General features: G+C 32.8%; 20 protein-coding genes. 8 read left to right on the plus strand and 12 right to left on the minus strand.

Features of this window, described 5'->3' with window-relative positions:
- Window positions 1-44: 44 nt before the first annotated feature.
- Both BFG57_RS00865 and BFG57_RS00870 read right to left on the minus strand, forming a co-directional pair.
- Window positions 45-779, minus strand: coding sequence for an ABC transporter permease (locus BFG57_RS00865; RefSeq protein ID WP_069715564.1), 735 nt, complete (start codon window positions 777-779; stop codon window positions 45-47).
- On the minus strand, window positions 769-1,719 hold the full coding sequence (locus BFG57_RS00870) for an ABC transporter ATP-binding protein (RefSeq protein ID WP_069715565.1): 951 nt from the start codon (window positions 1,717-1,719) through the stop codon (window positions 769-771). Before BFG57_RS00870 ends, BFG57_RS00865 begins: the two co-directional genes overlap by 11 nt.
- A 167-nt stretch (window positions 1,720-1,886) precedes the next feature.
- Here BFG57_RS00870 and BFG57_RS00875 point away from each other — a divergent pair, with 167 nt between their 5' ends.
- Window positions 1,887-2,525: a TetR/AcrR family transcriptional regulator gene (locus tag BFG57_RS00875; protein ID WP_069715566.1), complete on the plus strand. Its 639-nt coding sequence runs from the start codon at window positions 1,887-1,889 to the stop codon at window positions 2,523-2,525.
- A gap of 211 nt (window positions 2,526-2,736) precedes the next feature.
- Here the strand turns inward: BFG57_RS00875 and BFG57_RS00880 are convergent, their stop codons facing one another.
- Complete coding sequence (locus tag BFG57_RS00880) at window positions 2,737-3,222, minus strand: hypothetical protein (RefSeq protein WP_069715567.1); 486 nt, start codon at window positions 3,220-3,222, stop codon at window positions 2,737-2,739.
- Window positions 3,223-3,343: 121 nt separating this feature from the next.
- On the opposite strand from BFG57_RS00880, the gene BFG57_RS00885 reads away from it, so the two are divergent.
- The 4 genes from BFG57_RS00885 (at window position 3,344) to BFG57_RS00900 (ending at window position 5,847) form a co-directional block, all read left to right on the plus strand.
- Window positions 3,344-3,706 carry a hypothetical protein gene (locus BFG57_RS00885; protein WP_069715568.1) on the plus strand — a complete coding sequence of 121 codons (363 nt, stop codon included), beginning with the start codon at window positions 3,344-3,346 and terminating at the stop codon, window positions 3,704-3,706.
- 50 nt (window positions 3,707-3,756) lie between these two features.
- A complete protein-coding gene (locus BFG57_RS00890) occupies window positions 3,757-4,305 on the plus strand; it encodes a hypothetical protein (protein ID WP_069715569.1) in 549 nt (182 codons plus the stop codon).
- A gap of 60 nt (window positions 4,306-4,365) precedes the next feature.
- Window positions 4,366-5,358 (plus strand): HNH endonuclease, encoded by a 993-nt coding sequence (locus BFG57_RS00895; RefSeq protein WP_069715570.1) that lies wholly within the window; start codon window positions 4,366-4,368, stop codon window positions 5,356-5,358.
- A 72-nt stretch (window positions 5,359-5,430) separates the two neighbouring features.
- On the plus strand, window positions 5,431-5,847 hold the full coding sequence (locus BFG57_RS00900; RefSeq protein WP_069715571.1) for a hypothetical protein: 417 nt from the start codon (window positions 5,431-5,433) through the stop codon (window positions 5,845-5,847).
- On the opposite strand, the gene tnpC is transcribed toward BFG57_RS00900, so the two are convergent.
- The 5 genes from tnpC to BFG57_RS00925 form a co-directional block, all read right to left on the minus strand.
- Window positions 5,828-7,411, minus strand: a complete 1,584-nt coding sequence (tnpC, locus tag BFG57_RS00905) for an IS66 family transposase (protein ID WP_069715572.1) — start codon at window positions 7,409-7,411, stop codon at window positions 5,828-5,830. The two genes, BFG57_RS00900 and tnpC, sit on opposite strands and share 20 nt — an antisense overlap.
- 48 nt (window positions 7,412-7,459) lie before the next feature.
- Window positions 7,460-7,816, minus strand: coding sequence for an IS66 family insertion sequence element accessory protein TnpB (tnpB, locus tag BFG57_RS00910; RefSeq protein WP_069715573.1), 357 nt, complete (start codon window positions 7,814-7,816; stop codon window positions 7,460-7,462).
- Window positions 7,813-8,133: an IS66 family insertion sequence element accessory protein TnpA gene (gene tnpA / locus BFG57_RS00915; RefSeq protein WP_069715574.1), complete on the minus strand. Its 321-nt coding sequence runs from the start codon at window positions 8,131-8,133 to the stop codon at window positions 7,813-7,815. Before tnpA ends, tnpB begins: the two co-directional genes overlap by 4 nt.
- 185 nt (window positions 8,134-8,318) lie before the next feature.
- Entirely contained in the window at window positions 8,319-9,077 is a 759-nt protein-coding gene (locus BFG57_RS00920; RefSeq protein ID WP_069715575.1) for a thioesterase II family protein, read from the minus strand.
- 63 nt (window positions 9,078-9,140) lie between these two features.
- Entirely contained in the window at window positions 9,141-11,042 is a 1,902-nt protein-coding gene (locus tag BFG57_RS00925) for a serine hydrolase domain-containing protein (protein ID WP_069715576.1), read from the minus strand.
- 201 nt (window positions 11,043-11,243) lie between these two features.
- Between BFG57_RS00925 and BFG57_RS18730 the strand changes: the two genes are divergently transcribed.
- Entirely contained in the window at window positions 11,244-11,411 is a 168-nt protein-coding gene (locus BFG57_RS18730) for a hypothetical protein (protein WP_175428234.1), read from the plus strand.
- A gap of 7 nt (window positions 11,412-11,418) precedes the next feature.
- Here the strand turns inward: BFG57_RS18730 and BFG57_RS00930 are convergent, their stop codons facing one another.
- Window positions 11,419-12,078, minus strand: coding sequence for a 4'-phosphopantetheinyl transferase family protein (locus BFG57_RS00930; protein ID WP_175428235.1), 660 nt, complete (start codon window positions 12,076-12,078; stop codon window positions 11,419-11,421).
- 201 nt (window positions 12,079-12,279) lie between these two features.
- Between BFG57_RS00930 and BFG57_RS00935 the strand changes: the two genes are divergently transcribed.
- Both BFG57_RS00935 and BFG57_RS00940 read left to right on the plus strand, forming a co-directional pair.
- Window positions 12,280-13,014 (plus strand): response regulator transcription factor, encoded by a 735-nt coding sequence (locus BFG57_RS00935; RefSeq protein ID WP_069715578.1) that lies wholly within the window; start codon window positions 12,280-12,282, stop codon window positions 13,012-13,014.
- A 2-nt stretch (window positions 13,015-13,016) separates the two neighbouring features.
- Window positions 13,017-14,105 carry a sensor histidine kinase gene (locus BFG57_RS00940; protein WP_069715579.1) on the plus strand — a complete coding sequence of 363 codons (1,089 nt, stop codon included), beginning with the start codon at window positions 13,017-13,019 and terminating at the stop codon, window positions 14,103-14,105.
- Window positions 14,106-14,314: 209 nt separating this feature from the next.
- Here BFG57_RS00940 and BFG57_RS00945 read toward each other — a convergent pair whose 3' ends face one another.
- From BFG57_RS00945 to BFG57_RS00955, 3 genes are read right to left on the minus strand one after another with little or no spacing between them, the layout of a single operon-like run.
- Window positions 14,315-14,821, minus strand: a complete 507-nt coding sequence (locus BFG57_RS00945; protein WP_069715580.1) for a methylated-DNA--[protein]-cysteine S-methyltransferase — start codon at window positions 14,819-14,821, stop codon at window positions 14,315-14,317.
- Window positions 14,814-15,722, minus strand: coding sequence for a DNA-3-methyladenine glycosylase family protein (locus BFG57_RS00950; RefSeq protein WP_069715581.1), 909 nt, complete (start codon window positions 15,720-15,722; stop codon window positions 14,814-14,816). The genes BFG57_RS00945 and BFG57_RS00950 overlap by 8 nt, the downstream gene beginning before the upstream one ends.
- 12 nt (window positions 15,723-15,734) lie before the next feature.
- Entirely contained in the window at window positions 15,735-16,292 is a 558-nt protein-coding gene (locus BFG57_RS00955; RefSeq protein ID WP_069715582.1) for a bifunctional transcriptional activator/DNA repair enzyme AdaA, read from the minus strand.
- Window positions 16,293-16,336: the final 44 nt, after the last annotated feature.

A 16,336-nucleotide genomic window follows, 5' to 3' on the forward strand; every position in this document is an offset into this window, starting at 1 on the left:
TTAAAATTTAGAGTCTACAACTTTACCTTCTTACTCTAACGTTTTTACTTTCGTCGAGATATTGTAAGGTAACTACATAAAAAACCTATAAAACACCATACCGTCAAAGCTATCCATGTTACACCTTTTATATCAAAGTTTTCAGGAGATAAAGCTCCTCTCACTGCGTTGGCCATATGCTCTATCGGTAGTAACGCATGGATTATTTCTAACCACTCTGGAAGACGTTCGGCTGGAAAATTAATAGGTGAAAAAAGTAATACACCGATCATAAGTACTTGAGAAAGCAGTTGTGCTATAGAAGGAGGTAACAAAACTGATATTGCGTAACCTACACAAATGGAAGTTAATCCTACAAAAAGTAGTATAGCTATTGCAAATGGATTGAAGGAAACTAAAATATCAAAACGCACAGAAGCTATAATTAGTGCAAGTATAATACCAGGTATCGTTATAATAATCCATACGATTGCGTCTACTAACAGATATAAGAGACGAGGCAATGGCCATGTGAGCATATACTCAAAAGTTCCTTTCGTTTTTGACTCAGCAATCCCCTGAGGTAATATAACAAAACCAATAGCAAGTAGAATTACTGTTGGAGCCCCAGTTGTTAGGTAAATTGAACTCGTGTTATCTAACTCTGGTATTAAAAATGAAAAGCCAAAAACAATGCCCACAGACAACAATGTTTGAACTATGATAAACAAAGGAAACATTACCCGCATGCTCAATAATTTCCAACGTAATAATAGAAAAAAACCACTGTTAAACAACATTATCTGTAACCTCCTGATTCTCCATTTTCTCTTGAGGTTTGATCCATTTAAAATATGCATCTTCTAATGTTATTGGACTTAAAGTATATTCTTCTATTTCGTTTGTTAAACGAAGATGTTCTACCCACTGTACAGCTTCAGAAACAAATGCTTGCGGAATTGACAAAAATACCCTTGCACCTGAATGCATAGTAATATTAGCAAAATCAGGTATTGGAGGGATAGAGTGTTCGGGTTGAATAACTAATTGTAATCGAAGGTTTCCTTCAAGATCTCTTTTTAATTGGGATGGAGTACCCGAAGCAAGTACTTCTCCTTCACTAATAATAGCTAAACGATCTATAAATTGCTCAGATTCTATTACATTATGTGTAACTATAAGAACGGCAACCCCATTCTCAGCAAGTAAACGAATTTGATTCCACAATAAACGTCTTCGGACTGGATCTATATCATTAGTAGGTTCGTCAAGTATGACGAGTTTTCCAGGAACTACTACCGTCATACAAAAAATAACTAAACGTTTAATCCCCCCTGACAAATTTGTGGCCATTTTATTAGCCCATGGCTCTATATTTAGTTCCTTTAAAAGATAATCTGTGCGTTGAGCTACCTTATGTCGATCACCTTTGCGCATTCGTCCAGCTAATTCAATAGCTTGCTTAGGTGTTAATCCCTCTATTGATACTTGTGATTGCGGTTGCATAGTACATAGTTTACGTGCTTGTTGAGGATTAGAAACAATATCTACTCCATCTATTGTAATCGTACCTGAACTAGGCTTCATTGAACCAATTATTTGCGAAACAAGTGTAGTTTTTCCTGCACCATTAGGTCCTAATAAACCAAATATTTCTCCAGGATTAACGGATAAAGAAATCTGATCATTCGCTTTGACACCCTTTGAGTACTCTTTTACAACATTATTTACTAACAGCAAAAAACCATCCTCCTTTTATTTGTTTTAATGAATCCCATAGAAAAAAAGCGATTTAATTTGTAAACACATAACAATTATACTAAATAGAATTTAAATACTAAAAAGAATTTATATTCTATACAGTATGTTAACTAGATATGTTATTATTGTCAAGAGGAGGAAGAAAAATGAGTAGAAAACGCTTAACCCAGGAAGAACGAAAACAAGAAACACGGAAAATGTTATTGGAATCAGCAGCTGAAACTTTTGCTAAGCTTGGTTTTCATGGAGCTTCTGTAGATAAAATCGCAGAGTTTGCTGGATTCACTAAAGGAGCAATATACGCACATTTTAAATCTAAAGAAGAGTTATTCCTTGCCTTATTAGAACAACAAATGCAATCACATGTTAATACCATTCATCAAATAATGGATGAAGAACATTCATTAGAACATTTCATTAAAAAAATGGGGCATTATTTTGACATGGATAGAGAGCAAAATCAAGCCTGGAGTTCACTTAATATGGAATTTCTTTTATATGCTATGAGAGATGAATCAGTACGCCAAAAATGGACAGACATGATCTTGGAATCCGTAGAACAACTTTCAGATGTAATAACAAAAATGAAGTCGGATGAAGAGGGAGAATCTAATTTGTCACCTGAAGAACTAGCCTGGACCATTCTATCAATAGAAAATGGGATGGCTATTTTTAATATTATTGCAGGAAACAATACCCCATCAAATTTATACGGAAAAGCACTACAAAATATTCTCCAGCCTTCCTCGTGTAAAGACATTGATTCAAGCTCCAAAATAAAATAGTTCCAAACGATCAATATTTTTCTGTCTATTATATATTTAGGCTGTCGTACTAATTTTCGACAGCCTGAAACGTATCCCAAAAGTTATTAATAGTATGAAAAAAACAACATGAAAGGCAAACATCGTTTAAATTTCAAGCTGATTAATGTTCTTCCAAACAGATTAATGGTAAAATAAAGAACCTAACCATGTTAAGGCTAGGTTAAATTAATTATAATGAAAATTCTTTTTTTAAAATCTTCGCATAGATATTGCCGTTATTTAAAAATGTTGATTCATCTAAGATTCTAGAGTTATCCCAATTCAATAATACTTGTGGGATTCTTAAATAAAACTCTAGACCATTCCAACCTATAGAATCAAAATTATGAATACAGTAATCTATGAAATTAGCAATATCTTTTTCATTAAAGGTTATATTAATTAAATCATCCCTAAAACTATCTATGTACTCGCTTGAATGTGAAGTACCTGTCAGATTACCGGCAAAATATCCTCCACTTTGACTAAAAGATAAAAATTGAATATCATTTTTAAATACAGTTTTAGGTATTTCTAAAATAGCTTTAGCATTGTCCTTTGTTATTTCATATCTTCTTACTAATTCAATTAACATTTCAATATCCGAAAGATCAAAGTTTTCATTTAAAAATTTTTTATATAATTGATTAAACATTCTAGAAATTTCAATATCCAAATTACCACTCCTAATATTTAGAATTATTTGTATTTTATCACAGATTAATTTTTTCGCAAATTCCCAATAAATCTACTATGACTCATCAAAATTATGAATATCAAGTCCATTTTTAAACGTAATGAAAAAATTAAAAGCTCAAGAACAAACAATTAATTCTAAAACTTGTTTTGGAGATATATTAGAAGAGGCGTTGAAGAAAGCATATGCGGACATCCGAACTTGGTGTGAATTAATTGTGGAAGAGGGTTTCTTTAATAATGTTATACGGAGATATGAGCCAAATATTATGTTTACAAAAGTTAAGGATATTAAGGGTGACTTTGTTAATGAACTTGCTTCAGTAACTGATTTATTTGAAAAATCTTGTCGTTGGATGACTGGACACAGTCAGCATACCGAGACTCAGCATATTCGGGCAACTAAAGAGTCTTTTAATGACGATATAAAATATATTCATAGACTTTACGAGCAATACAAGTAAAAGACTAAGTTGTTGTATTAATAAACGAGTGAAAAGCAAGAGGTGAATTTATGGGGTTAAATATAAGAAACTTAAAAAAAGGATTGGAAATAAAAATTAACAAATGTATTGCTCTTTTAGGAGAAGAATACGCATCTTTAAATTACACTATATACTTTTATGAAAACCGAGAAAAACTCCTTAAAGAACAAAAAAATAAGCCTGATATGAAGGCGGAGCAATATACACAGATATTCAATGGTGAAACTGAGACTGCGGGTGTAACTATTGGAGAAATGGGGAGAATAAAAATTTTCCTATTTCTTTTCGGGGATATAAAAAGAGACCCTAATGAAATCATTAGTTTAATCGGTAATTTATATCATGAGATTCGCCATGCTTGGCAAAATGAAAACAAGTTGTTCCAAAATGAAGAAGAAATATCTACAATTGATGGAAATCTCGATTCATATCTTAAACTGCCATCTGAAAAGGATGCATATCGATTCCAGGAAGAACAAATGCAAAAACATGGAGAAAAAATATTAGAGATTTTTGGTTTTAATTTAAAGTTTACATATCAGTTAAAGCCTGAAATAAGAAAGGTTATATATCCATAAAATCAATTTTGAGTAACGGTATCATAATAAATAAAATCATAGTAATTGTTGGTGAATAGAGTGAACAAAAATGAGGTAAAAGAACATATTAGGTTTTATATGGATAACTATAATATTTATCCCCGAACACTTAAGACTGAAAATATTGGGAATAGGGATAAGCAGTTTATAGGGGATAAGAATAAGAGAAAGTGTAGATTTTGCGGAAAAGAAAAAGAAGAAACAACATTTAAAAAGGTAGCCCATGCTATACCTGAATTAGTTGGGAATAAGGTTTTGATTTCATTTGAAGAATGTGATGAATGTAATAAAGTATTCTCTAAACTTGAAAGTGAGTTAGCAAATTATCTCTCATTTGAACGCTCTACCACAGGTATAAGAGGGAAAACTGGGATTCCAACCTATAAGCATAAAAACGGTTTAAGGATAGAGCATGACAAAGAAAAGAGCAATAGGTTCATCATTCAAGATTATATTGACAGCGGAAACATTGTTGATGATGCCACTGATAATTCCTTTACGATAAAGGGAGAGAGATTTCCGTTTATCCCAATGGCTGTTTATAAATGTTTTGTAAAAATGGCCCTTTCGATAATGCCCAAACATTATTTGCCTTATTTCTGGGAGACATTTGAGTGGATTAGAGAGGAAGACCATTCACAACATGGAAAAGTGGTTTGTAAAGTTTTTGAACAGTTTATTCCAGGGGGAAAACCATTTGCTGATATAGAAATGTTCTTGGCTATACGTAAATGGGAATCGAGAGAAAAAACGCCATTTGGTATCTTTTTAATTTGCTTCGGAAATTTTTGTTATCAGGTTTATCTACCATTTGCAGGACCAGATACTATCGAAAGTGAGTTAGAAGAATCACAAGAGACATTAAAGTATTTGTTGTTACCTTGTAAGTATGCACTGGTCTTGCCAGAAGGTACAATTCATACAATTTCTAAAGATTTTTCATCAAGTGAAAAGACGAAGGGACAAACAATAGATATTACATACTCTTATGATAAAAAAGAGGTTTTAAGAGAATTTAAAAATGAATCATAATAACAAAAACTAATCGTTTTAAGGATTAGCTTTCTTAAAATCTTGTTAAGGAAAATAGGGAGGGTAAGATAAATGGAAACAAATGAAAAAGAAGAATTGATGCTCTTGAGTCGTGAAGCTGTGTTAAATGAAATAGGAATTAAGAGTGAGGTTGAACTTGCAGAAAACAGCAATTTCTTAAGATTCTTAGGTTTAACTAATAGACTTGATATAAGAGTTTTAGAGAAAATGCTCCCAGCAATTCCGAATGTGACAAATCTACTTAAGCAAAATCAGGATTTTATACTAAATGGTATAAAGGAGCAAAAAGAGGTTTCTGTTAAGGCACTCGAAAGTTTTAATAAAACAAAAGAAATCATTGCTGAAAAATTAAAAAAGGATAATCTCACTCCCGAACAATGGATAGAACTTATAAAATTGCTCGATAAAAGTAAACGCCAAGCAACCCCTGATTATACAACAGAAGTTGTTAATTTAGAGGTTGCTTGACGTGTGTATCACTTTTTATCGGTACCTTGCAAATAGCCGGTAGATCCGTTGACCACGGCAAAACTTTATCGATTTCTTCTTTATTGGTTAAATCGATATTTGGTAGCACTTCAAACAAATATTGAAGATAATGAAAAGGACTTAAACCATTCTCTTTTGCGGTTTCAACCACACTATACATCACGGCACTCCCTCTAGCACCTCGCGGTGTATTCGAGAACATCCAATTTTTTCTCCCAATCACAAACGGTTTAATGGAACGTTCACTTCTGTTGTTATCGATTTCTAAATGACCATCTAATAAAAACGCTTCAAGTTGATTCCATTGATTCAAACAATAAGTAATCGCTTTGCCAAGGGCGCTTTTGGGTAAAACACGATCCTTTTGTTCATGAAGCCATGCTGAAAAAAGGTCCAAAATGGGCCTGCTTTTTTCAAGTCTCTGCTCATATCGTTCTGTAGGGGTGACATGCTTGAGTTTTTTCTCGATAGAATAAAGTTGATTACAAAAGCGTAAACCTTCGCTCGCCTTCACCTTTTTCCTCTCTTGTAAGTCAGGTAAAGCCTTTAAAGCTTCATCAAACTTACGTCTCGCATGCGCCCAACATCCCACAAGGATAACATCCGGTACCTGATTATAACCACGATATCCATCTACTTGTAAAAACCCTTGAAAACCCGTTAAAAAACTTTTCGGATGCTCGCCTGCTCTTGTTGGTTGATAATCATAGAGAACAATCGGGATATCTTCTTGTCCTGTACGATATAACCACAGATAAGATTTGGTTGTAGCTGATCGTCCAGGTTCACGTAAGACTTGGAAAGTCGTTTCATCCGCATGAAGGATGGTTCGATTAAGCAGATGTTCATGCATCCTTTCATATAAAACCACTAACCATTGATCAGCTCCATATAATAACCAATTTCCCATCGTTTGTCGTGATAAAAAAATTCCCATTCGTTCAAAATGTTTTTCTTGACGATAAAGAGGTAAACCTTCTACATATTTTTGAGACATAATATACGCCATAATGGAGGGAGAAGCGATACTTTTAGGAAAGGCAGGTGCTGGCATATTCGCTGTTACAATCGGCGTAGCGATCTCATCTTGTTCACACTGACGACAAGCATAGACATATCGTTTATGTTCCGTCACCTTTACTTCCGCAGGAACAATTGTCAGTTCCTTTCGGACTTCTACACTCATCTCATGTAACGTACCACCACAGCATGAACAAACCTGTTCTTCATCAGCTAAACGATATTCAACCGTTTCGATAGGCAAGTTTTGGACAGACTCATCCCTATGACCACGTTTCTTTTTACGACGATAGGTGATCGTTTCAACAGCTGGTTCGGGTACTTCAGAATCACTTTCTTTCTCGGCCTCATTAAACAGTTCTAGAGCGAGTTGATTTTCCGGTGTTTTTTCGCTAGACGTACCAAACTGTTTTTGTTGGCTAAGACGAAATTGTTCTTCGTACCATCTCACTTTTTCCGTGAGTTCTTCTACTTGAGATTGAAGAGATTCAATTGTAGGTTGAGTGGAATGTATTGTTTTCATAGATAAAGGGATTCGACAAGAATATTCAAATTCCTTCATCTGTAATTATTATAGAATCGTTCTTGCATGTACGGCTTGATGTCCTTGTTTTTGATGAAAAGAAAATCCATCAAGAAGCCATCTAAACTGCCGTCTTGATATGGTAAGTGGTACATTAGGAGATTGAGTTGGCCATTCAAACGTTCCCTTTTCTAACCTGCGATAGTGCAACCAAAAACCATTATGTTCCCAAACAAGAATTTTTAGTTTATCGCGTGAGCGATTGCAAAAAACAAATAAACAAGAAGAAAAGGGATCTAACTCAAACTCTTCCTTTACAATGACTGCGAGTCCATCAATAGATTTACGTAAGTCAGTTGCCCCTTGTGCCAGGTATACCTTTTCAATCGCTTTTTCTGAAATCATAATTCTTTTACCGACTGCATGACTTGGAGAAGTACTTGTGAAGTAAAAGGTCCATCTAGTTCGATGGTTACTTCATTCATATGAATACGAATGGTAGTATTGATTTCTTCTTCTATAGTAGGAACACTCATTGGAATCCAATTTGCGGACTTATTCTTATTTGGTTCTTCCGTTTCAGGGGATAATTTTTTCAGCCAGTAATAAAGCCGATGAACCGGAAGGTTCTGTTTTTGACACCAAGCAGCTTTTGATAGCCCACTTTCTTTAAAGTCAAGGATATAGGCTTCCCATTCTTTCTCTATTCGTTGTTTTTTCATAGAAAAACCTCCCACATATATCAGTATGTAAGAGATTATCTCATGGATTATTTACAGATTGTACGTGGGCACTATTTGACGCTTACTTCCAAACAGATGACAAGTTATTGATTTCTAAAAAACCGATAAATACACATATATTACAATGTGTACTTATCGGTTTATGTATTTCTTTATATTTGAAATCATTTCTTTAATAGGTCATTACTAATAATCTCTAATACTTCTGCTGTACGATTATTAAGGAAGAAGTGCTCACCTTCAACTTGATGCACCTCACAATTATTAGAAGTGTGTTCCCTCCATTCTTCTAAATATTCAATAGAAGTATAAGGATCATTTGTTCCACCTATTACTGTAATGGGGATATTTAATATTTTTTCTTGTTCATAAGAATATGTCTCCACCATTTTAAAATCGTTCCTAATAATAGGTATAACGAACTCCATTAGTTCTTTATTTTGCAAAAGTAACTCTGGTGTTCCATTTAGTTCTCTGAGTCGATTAATAAATGTTTCTTGGTCAAGTTTATGAATTGGTGGTTTTAAACGAGGAATATGAACTGCATTTCTTCCAGATAAAAACAGCCTTTCTGCATTATTAATCTTTCTTCTTCTCAACTCTCTTGCTAACTCAAAACAAATCAACGCTCCCATACTATGACCAAATAAAGCATATGGTCTATCAATATATGGCTCAATTTCCTTCGCAATTTCTTTAACTAAAAAAAGAATATTATCATATGATGCCTCACCTATTCGATTTTCACGTCCTGGTAGTTGTATTGGACATACTTCTATTTTATTTGAAATACTAGACATCCATTGATGATAAATTGTTGCTCCCCCACCTGCGTATGGTAAGCAAAAAAGACGTACGGAACTACTATTAGAAAATTTATTAACAAATAACCAAGGACTATTTTTCATTACCGTTTTTTGCATGTTAACTCTCCTTTAGTAAAAAATCCAGTTTTTAAACCTCCTGTACCTTTATTCTATTCTTTATTAAACAAAGAAAATAACATCTAAAAAACTAACATATATTAAGGCACCTATCCCAGCTAAAATCACCAGTATATAAAATATTTTGTTCCATAAAGGTAAAAAGTTTCTTTTCCAAACCGACACCAACGAATAACATAAGAACAACACACTAGTGGCAATTCCTATACTAACCAAATTAACTACAATTAATATATAATGCCTAAAACTATCACTTTGACTAAACATCACCATAATCATACTTATAGCCAGAAACAAATTTAATAAACAAATTAAATTAACGATTATTTTAGTACGCCGTTCTATCCCCTTATATTTTTTCTTTCTTCTAAACAAGTTAATAAAACTCAACATACACCCTAATATAGAAATAATAATAACAAAAGATCTTATATATGTTTCCATGAAAGCCTCTAGTGTACCTAGTTTTTCTAATGTTTGTATCGGTACATTCATATCAACAATTAAATATTTGTTTCCTTCTTTATCTTCTTTTAATAAAATGCTCCTACTATTTTCTTTATTTACAAATAAACCCCTTTCTATTTGTATATAATCCCCACTTAGACTTGTGTCAAACACCTTCAAGTTTAGTTCTCCATTTTGATCTATACTTACTTTCATTTTTAAGAATAAGCCTCTTATTTTTAAAGGACCCTCTAATAACCTTTGTGCAAAAACATAATCTCCCTCGAAATCCTTCAAATCCTTATTGGATTTAAAAGGGCGTTCTTTTAAATTTTCTAGTTTTTGATCCAAGTTAACTTTTAAAAATTTATATAGTTCTTCCTCAAAACCATTTCGTAGTTGTCCATCATCTAGTGTATTATAAGAAATAAAATAACCTAGATTCTCTTCCGGTAATATTGACAACTGACTTGTAAACAGATCCGCGTCTCCATCATGCATGATTATCTTATTATTCTTAAAATTCTCATGAAATCCATATCCATATCCGGGCATTAAATTATGTTGAGTAAACTGGCGATTTTGCATACTAATAGCCGTTTCTTCTTTTAGTATTCTTTTGTCTCCATATTTGCCATTTTGAAGATGTGCAGTTAAGAATTTCGACATATCGTTAGAAGTTGAAACAATTGAACCTGCAGGATGAACAATGATGCTCCCAAGAGGTTTTTCGACAAAATTTCCATTTTTGTAATTATACCCTTTTGACATCTCAGATAACATACTTGATGATAGAGAATATCTTGTGTTTTTCATATTAAGAGGTTTAAAAATATTTTCTTCAACATATTGATCGAAAGGTATCCCACTCACTTGCTCTACAATATGTCCTATTAAGGCGTATCCGTAATTACTATACTGAATTACTTCTCCTGAAGGTCTAATAAGAGGAGGCATATTATTTTTTATAGTATCATACAAAGGAACTGGTTCATCTAACAATTTTTCGCTATATATACCGTCAACACTTTCTGCGAAACCACCTGTATGTGTTAAAAGGTTTGCTAATGTTATAGGTGTATCATATTTAGTGTCTATTTTTAAACCTTTTAAATACTTATTAATATCCGTATCTAAGTCAATTTTACCTTGTTCAACTAACTGCATTGCTGCAGTTGCTGTAAAGATCTTTGTAACAGAGCCTACTCTAAAAAATGTTTTATTGGTATCTACTGGTATTTTCTTCTCTACATCAGAATAACCATATCCTTTTTTTAGTAAGACTTCTCCATCTTTCACCACAACTATAGTTGCTCCAGCAATATGATATTCTTTTAAGCTTTTTTCCATGTAATTGTCTATCATTTCTTCAAAGTCTTCAATTTTTGCTAATTCACTAGAATTTTGTGCAAGTACTGACGTACACATAAAAAACATGATGAACACAAAGGTAATACAAAAATTTAATGCCTTATAATAACATTTTTTCCACTCCATTCATATTCCCCCCCATAAAAAATTTATATTAGTAAGGCTTATATTCCATATACTAACAGAAACCATTTACTAAACGAATCATTTTCATAAAATCAAAGCCTTGTAGTTCATAGGTTCTAAGACATAAAAAAAGGAGTAACTCCCCAAATGTCGAATGAGTATGCGACCAAACCAACTCTTTAGAAAAAAGGGGGAATCCTTATGACTGCTATGCGACAAATATGTCTCTTTGAACTACAAGATTTATATGAATTAGAACCTATCAAGCGATTTAAAGCAATTTTTTCAGAAATTGATATTGATCCTCTTATCTATGCTATATCTAAAAAATCAATTTACGGCTCATCTCTATTAATTGAAATAAGATGAAAAGTGTCTATTTATCTGAATTATATAATTCTTCAAGACTTAATTCTTGAAGAGAAAGCGCTTCTGTATCTAAGTTACCCTCTACGACAATAGAAATGAGATAATCTTGTGATGGGTAGAAACTGTAATAAGTAAAGCCTCGCTTTTTTTCAACCATTTTATGTAGTGGCACATTTATTGTCTTAGGATCTATTGAGAAACCTTTACCAATTGCTTTTATATATGCTTCTTTTCTAGTCCACACAAAATAAAAGGCTTCTTGTACCTTTTCAATATCAGTTTTAGATTCAACAAATCTCCTTTCACCTTCTGTAAACATTAAGTCCATTACTTCTAGTGAGTCGTAAGGAACAAACTCTACATCTATCCCTACTTCCCTACCTTCACTCAAAATACAAGCAATCATATTTCCTGAATGGGTTAAGTTAAATGATAATGGATGGTTTTTAAGATATAGCTTTCCATAGTCATCTGGGTATAATGTTAACTCGTTGATAGGAATTCCTATATCATTTGAAAGTGCCCATTTCAGTAATACTCTACCTAGTAAAAATTCTTTTGCTTTATCTTCATTTAGATATTGGCAATAACGCTGCAACTCACTCTGATCTAAATAATTTATGAACCAGCTAATCTGAGATTGATTGAGTTTATTTGAAATATTCATCCAATAAACCGTTTCTCTGTGCATTTCATCACTTCCTTTCTCTTATGGATACTTAATTTGAATTACTATTCTTCACTTTACTAAAATTATTGCTTATACCGATACTTTTCCAATTATAAATTGAATTACATATTATATCCAATATTGTGTTAAAATGGATTCGTGATCACTCCATTCTCTTTGCAATAAGGAGGAACTTAATTGAGAAAATCAGAAAAAATCTTAATAGTGGATGATGAGAAAGGGATACTAGATTTACTTGAAATAACTTTGAAAAAAGAGCGTTATGATCATATATCCCGCAGTATGAATGGTCAAAATGCTTTAGATTTAATTAAACATTATACTTATGATTTAATTTTATTGGATGTAATGTTACCAGACTTTAATGGATTTGATTTATGTAATGAAATCCGAAAACATACAAACACACCAATTATTTTCATTACTTCTTGCTCTAGTGATTTTGATAAGCTAACAGGTCTTGGTATTGGTGGGGATGATTATATTACCAAACCATTTAATCCACTTGAAGTTGTTGCTCGTGTGAAAGCATTGTTACGAAGAAAGAACATGTATGAATTATCTATTGATAAAGATACAGAGGTTGTTAATAATACAGAATACAACTATGGGAGATTCCAACTGATACCTAATGATGCTCTTCTAATTGTCAATGATAACAAAGTGGAATGTACGGCTAAAGAATTGGAGCTTTTGAAGTTTTTTTGTAAAAATCCGAATAGAATCTTTACCACTTCACAAATTTATCAACATGTATGGGGTGAAGATGTACTAGGTGAAGAAAAAACGGTTACAATCCATATCTCTAAAATTAGAAGAAAGCTAGGAGATAACCCTAGAAATCCTGAAATGATTGTAAATCTACGAGGAATCGGTTATAAGTTTGTACCTCCTTCGACGGTGAACATGTAAAGATGAAGTTACGTTTTAGTCTATATTTTATCGTCGGATTAATTCTATGGTTATTGAGCTTAGGTATTGTTTTTATGTTTACCATCGATGTTATCTTTCCAATTATTGATCTTAAGGAGAATGATAGATGGTATGACTTAATTGTAATTTTAATATTTTTATTAAATATTCTACTATGTAGCTTACTTTATGCATTGTACTTTGGTGGACCTCTATGGTTTATGCTTTCATGGATTCAGCAACTAACATACGGTAAATATGAACCACCCTATACAAAATGGAATGTATATACGAAAAAGAATAAGCTACGTTTGCGCTATAAACTGTATGAAGAAGTTATTGTTAATATCCATTCTCTAGCTGAACATTTAAAAAGAGCTGAAATTGATAGACAGAAATTAGATGAATCTAAAAGAGATTGGATGGCTGGGATCTCACACGATTTAAAGACACCTCTGACCTATATTACTGGATACTCTGCGCTATTGTTAAATGAGGAGTATTCATGGACTGAAGAGGAGAAAACCTCTTTCATAAATGAGATTTCTCATAAAAGTCATCATATCGATGCTCTAATTCAAGACCTTAACTTATCTTTTAAAATGAATAATTCTGATTCACCAATCCCATTAAATAAAAGTCAAGGTAATATTATTGAATTCACAAAAAAATTAATAGCTGACGTAGGTAATGACCCTCGATCGTTCAATTACTATTTAAGTTTTCAATCGAAGGAAAATAATATTGAAATTGCATTTGATGAACATCTGATATACCGCGCACTCCAAAACTTGATCATGAATGCGATACTTCATAACCCTGAAGGAACGAGTGTTAAAGTATCTGTCATCAATAATGGTGAGGAATTTATTGAGATTGTCATTTCAGATGATGGTGTTGGTATGGATCAATATACTATTGATAATCTTTTCAAAAAATACTATAGAGGAACGACTACAAATTCATCTGAATTTGGGACAGGATTAGGAATGGCGATTGTCAAAAGTCTTATACTTGCTCACGGTGGTGAAATTAATGTCGAAAGTGAAGTATCAAAAGGCACTTCACTAACAGTGCGATTACCAAAATAATGAGATTGACACGTGAATGTTAGTATACTTTTTTATAACTAATATTCGTGAAAAATAGCCCTTATATAAAAAGTCCATCTCGGATTCTTATATAAGGGCTTTACCTAAAAATCTGCGAATAATAGAATGCTATTGTAAATTCTCCCCTCGAAAATTTTCGTGATCTAAAATTCGAACTCTTATCTTATAGATTGGTTAATTCCAATTAGCTAAAAAGTTGACTTCATAGTATGGTTTTGACCTAAGAGATGATTTTCATGTTGAAGTAGCCACTCCTTGCGCCATACACCTCCTGCATATCCTGTTAGATTCCCATTTGAGCCAATAATACGATGACAAGGAATGACGATGCTCAATTTATTTTTTCCATTTGCATTTCCAACTGCTCTGATAGCTTTATCATTGCCAATTGATGTAGCAATGTCCTTATACGATACTGTTTTGCCATATGGAACAAATATTAACGCATTCCATACTGTCTGTTGAAAATCTGTTCCCTCGAAAAAATAAGGAAATGTAAATTTGAAAAGTTTACCTTTAAAATAGTTGTCAAGTTGCCCATAGCAATCCTTTAATATTGTTGGAGTTTCGTCATTCAATAAGTTCACTATTTTATCCCGTTCAGTGAACATAATTGAACTGATTGCCTTACCTGTACTAATTATCTCTATAACCCCAATGGGAGAATTATAATCTAATTTATGTTGTTCATTCATATAACGACCTCCAAAGATAAAAGGCTGAATATGCTTCCCAACCTTTCCATTTCTCCATCATTTCTTTTATTTCAATTATTGATGGTTTATGATCAAGCTCTAATTGTAGTTTTAATGCATTATGAATTCCGACGTCTGTTAGCGGAAAGGCTGATGAATGACGCAAACACCTCATCATGACGTAATCTGCTGTCCACGCCCCTATCCCTCTAAATTTCATTAAGAATTTTTTTATTTGCTCATAACCTTGCATTTGGAGTAACATTTCTTTTGTTAAATTACCATTCGACATATTTTTTGCAATTTCAATGATATATTCTGCTTTTCTAACTGAAAATTGAAGTTTTCTCAAATCTCCAACTTCTAATGTAGTGATCGTTTGATACGTTGGAAACAACCAAAAATCTCCATACTCACAATTGATACATTTCCCAAACTGTTCAATGAATCGCTTTTTTAAGGTATACGCAAATGTTAAATTAATTTGTTGTCCGATGATTGCCCAAGTTAGCGCTTCGAATAAATCTGGTATACCTATCATTCTTAATCCATAATATTTATTGGAAAATTTCTGCAAAATCCGATCTTGTTTAGCAACATCATAAAAAGGACTTATGTTCCGCTCAAGATCAAACCACTCCCATATATACGATGCCACTTCTTCACGGCAATTAATCGACGGTTGATTTAATGGAAAATCAACTTGAACCCCATCATACATAGAACGAATTCTTACTAATATTGATTCATCTTTTGTATTTAACAATTTATATATACAACCGTCTTTCACTTGATGAAGTGTTTCTAGTTCCGATCTGTCTAGATATACTAAACACTCTTCAAAATTAAATTCCTTCGGAGTACATACTTCTATAGATGTTTTGTGGTCAATCCATTCCATTCCCTTCTCTCCTTATCTATTGAGCTTCCGATATTCAGTAGGTGAACAATCTTTTAAACGTCGAAACACTTTATAAAAGTTCGATGGACTCTGGAAACCAACTTCATAACAAATATCTATGTTCGTTTGATCAGTATATTTAAGAAGATATGTAGCCTTGTCTATTCGAATTTTTTCCAAATAAGTACGTGGAGTCTCTGCAGTTTCTTGTTTAAACAGTCGATCAAGATAATAAGAACTTACACCGACATGACTGGAAATGTCCTTTAATTCTAGCTTCTGTTTGTAGTTATTTGTTAAAAAGTTAATCGTACTTTTGACAAGACTAAAATTCGGTGAGTGTTCAATATCTGGCTGACATCTTTTACAAGCACGGAATCCATCACGTTCAACTTCATTAATATCAAAGTAAAATTCAACATTTTCCATTTTGGGTTTTCTTGACCTACATGACGGTCGGCAATATATTTTAGTTGTTTTTACAGCAGTATAAAACAGCCCATCATATTTTCGATCACAAGATATAATCTTCTCCCACATTTCATAAAAAGTCAGGTTAATTTCAGACATATGAAACATCCTCCTTTAGCAGTTATGTTTATGAATGTTTACGT

This window comes from Bacillus solimangrovi (assembly GCF_001742425.1).
GTDB lineage: Bacteria > Bacillota > Bacilli > Bacillales > Bacillaceae_N > Bacillus_AV > Bacillus_AV solimangrovi.

What these genes read in the sequence shown, in the direction of transcription:
- BFG57_RS00865 (WP_069715564.1), bottom strand. Translation starts at nt 779, where the DNA reads ATGTTGTTTAACAGTGGTTTTTTTCTATTATTACGTTGGAAATTATTG.
- BFG57_RS00875 (WP_069715566.1), top strand. Translation starts at nt 1,887, where the DNA reads ATGAGTAGAAAACGCTTAACCCAGGAAGAACGAAAACAAGAAACACGG.
- BFG57_RS00885 (WP_069715568.1), top strand. Translation starts at nt 3,344, where the DNA reads ATGAAAAAATTAAAAGCTCAAGAACAAACAATTAATTCTAAAACTTGT.
- BFG57_RS00890 (WP_069715569.1), top strand. Translation starts at nt 3,757, where the DNA reads ATGGGGTTAAATATAAGAAACTTAAAAAAAGGATTGGAAATAAAAATT.
- BFG57_RS00900 (WP_069715571.1), top strand. Translation starts at nt 5,431, where the DNA reads ATGGAAACAAATGAAAAAGAAGAATTGATGCTCTTGAGTCGTGAAGCT.
- tnpC (WP_069715572.1), bottom strand. Translation starts at nt 7,411, where the DNA reads ATGAAAACAATACATTCCACTCAACCTACAATTGAATCTCTTCAATCT.
- tnpB (WP_069715573.1), bottom strand. Translation starts at nt 7,816, where the DNA reads ATGATTTCAGAAAAAGCGATTGAAAAGGTATACCTGGCACAAGGGGCA.
- tnpA (WP_069715574.1), bottom strand. Translation starts at nt 8,133, where the DNA reads ATGAAAAAACAACGAATAGAGAAAGAATGGGAAGCCTATATCCTTGAC.
- BFG57_RS00920 (WP_069715575.1), bottom strand. Translation starts at nt 9,077, where the DNA reads ATGCAAAAAACGGTAATGAAAAATAGTCCTTGGTTATTTGTTAATAAA.
- BFG57_RS00925 (WP_069715576.1), bottom strand. Translation starts at nt 11,042, where the DNA reads ATGGAGTGGAAAAAATGTTATTATAAGGCATTAAATTTTTGTATTACC.
- BFG57_RS18730 (WP_175428234.1), top strand. Translation starts at nt 11,244, where the DNA reads ATGACTGCTATGCGACAAATATGTCTCTTTGAACTACAAGATTTATAT.
- BFG57_RS00930 (WP_175428235.1), bottom strand. Translation starts at nt 12,078, where the DNA reads ATGAATATTTCAAATAAACTCAATCAATCTCAGATTAGCTGGTTCATA.
- BFG57_RS00940 (WP_069715579.1), top strand. Translation starts at nt 13,017, where the DNA reads ATGAAGTTACGTTTTAGTCTATATTTTATCGTCGGATTAATTCTATGG.
- BFG57_RS00945 (WP_069715580.1), bottom strand. Translation starts at nt 14,821, where the DNA reads ATGAATGAACAACATAAATTAGATTATAATTCTCCCATTGGGGTTATA.
- BFG57_RS00950 (WP_069715581.1), bottom strand. Translation starts at nt 15,722, where the DNA reads ATGGAATGGATTGACCACAAAACATCTATAGAAGTATGTACTCCGAAG.
- BFG57_RS00955 (WP_069715582.1), bottom strand. Translation starts at nt 16,292, where the DNA reads ATGTCTGAAATTAACCTGACTTTTTATGAAATGTGGGAGAAGATTATA.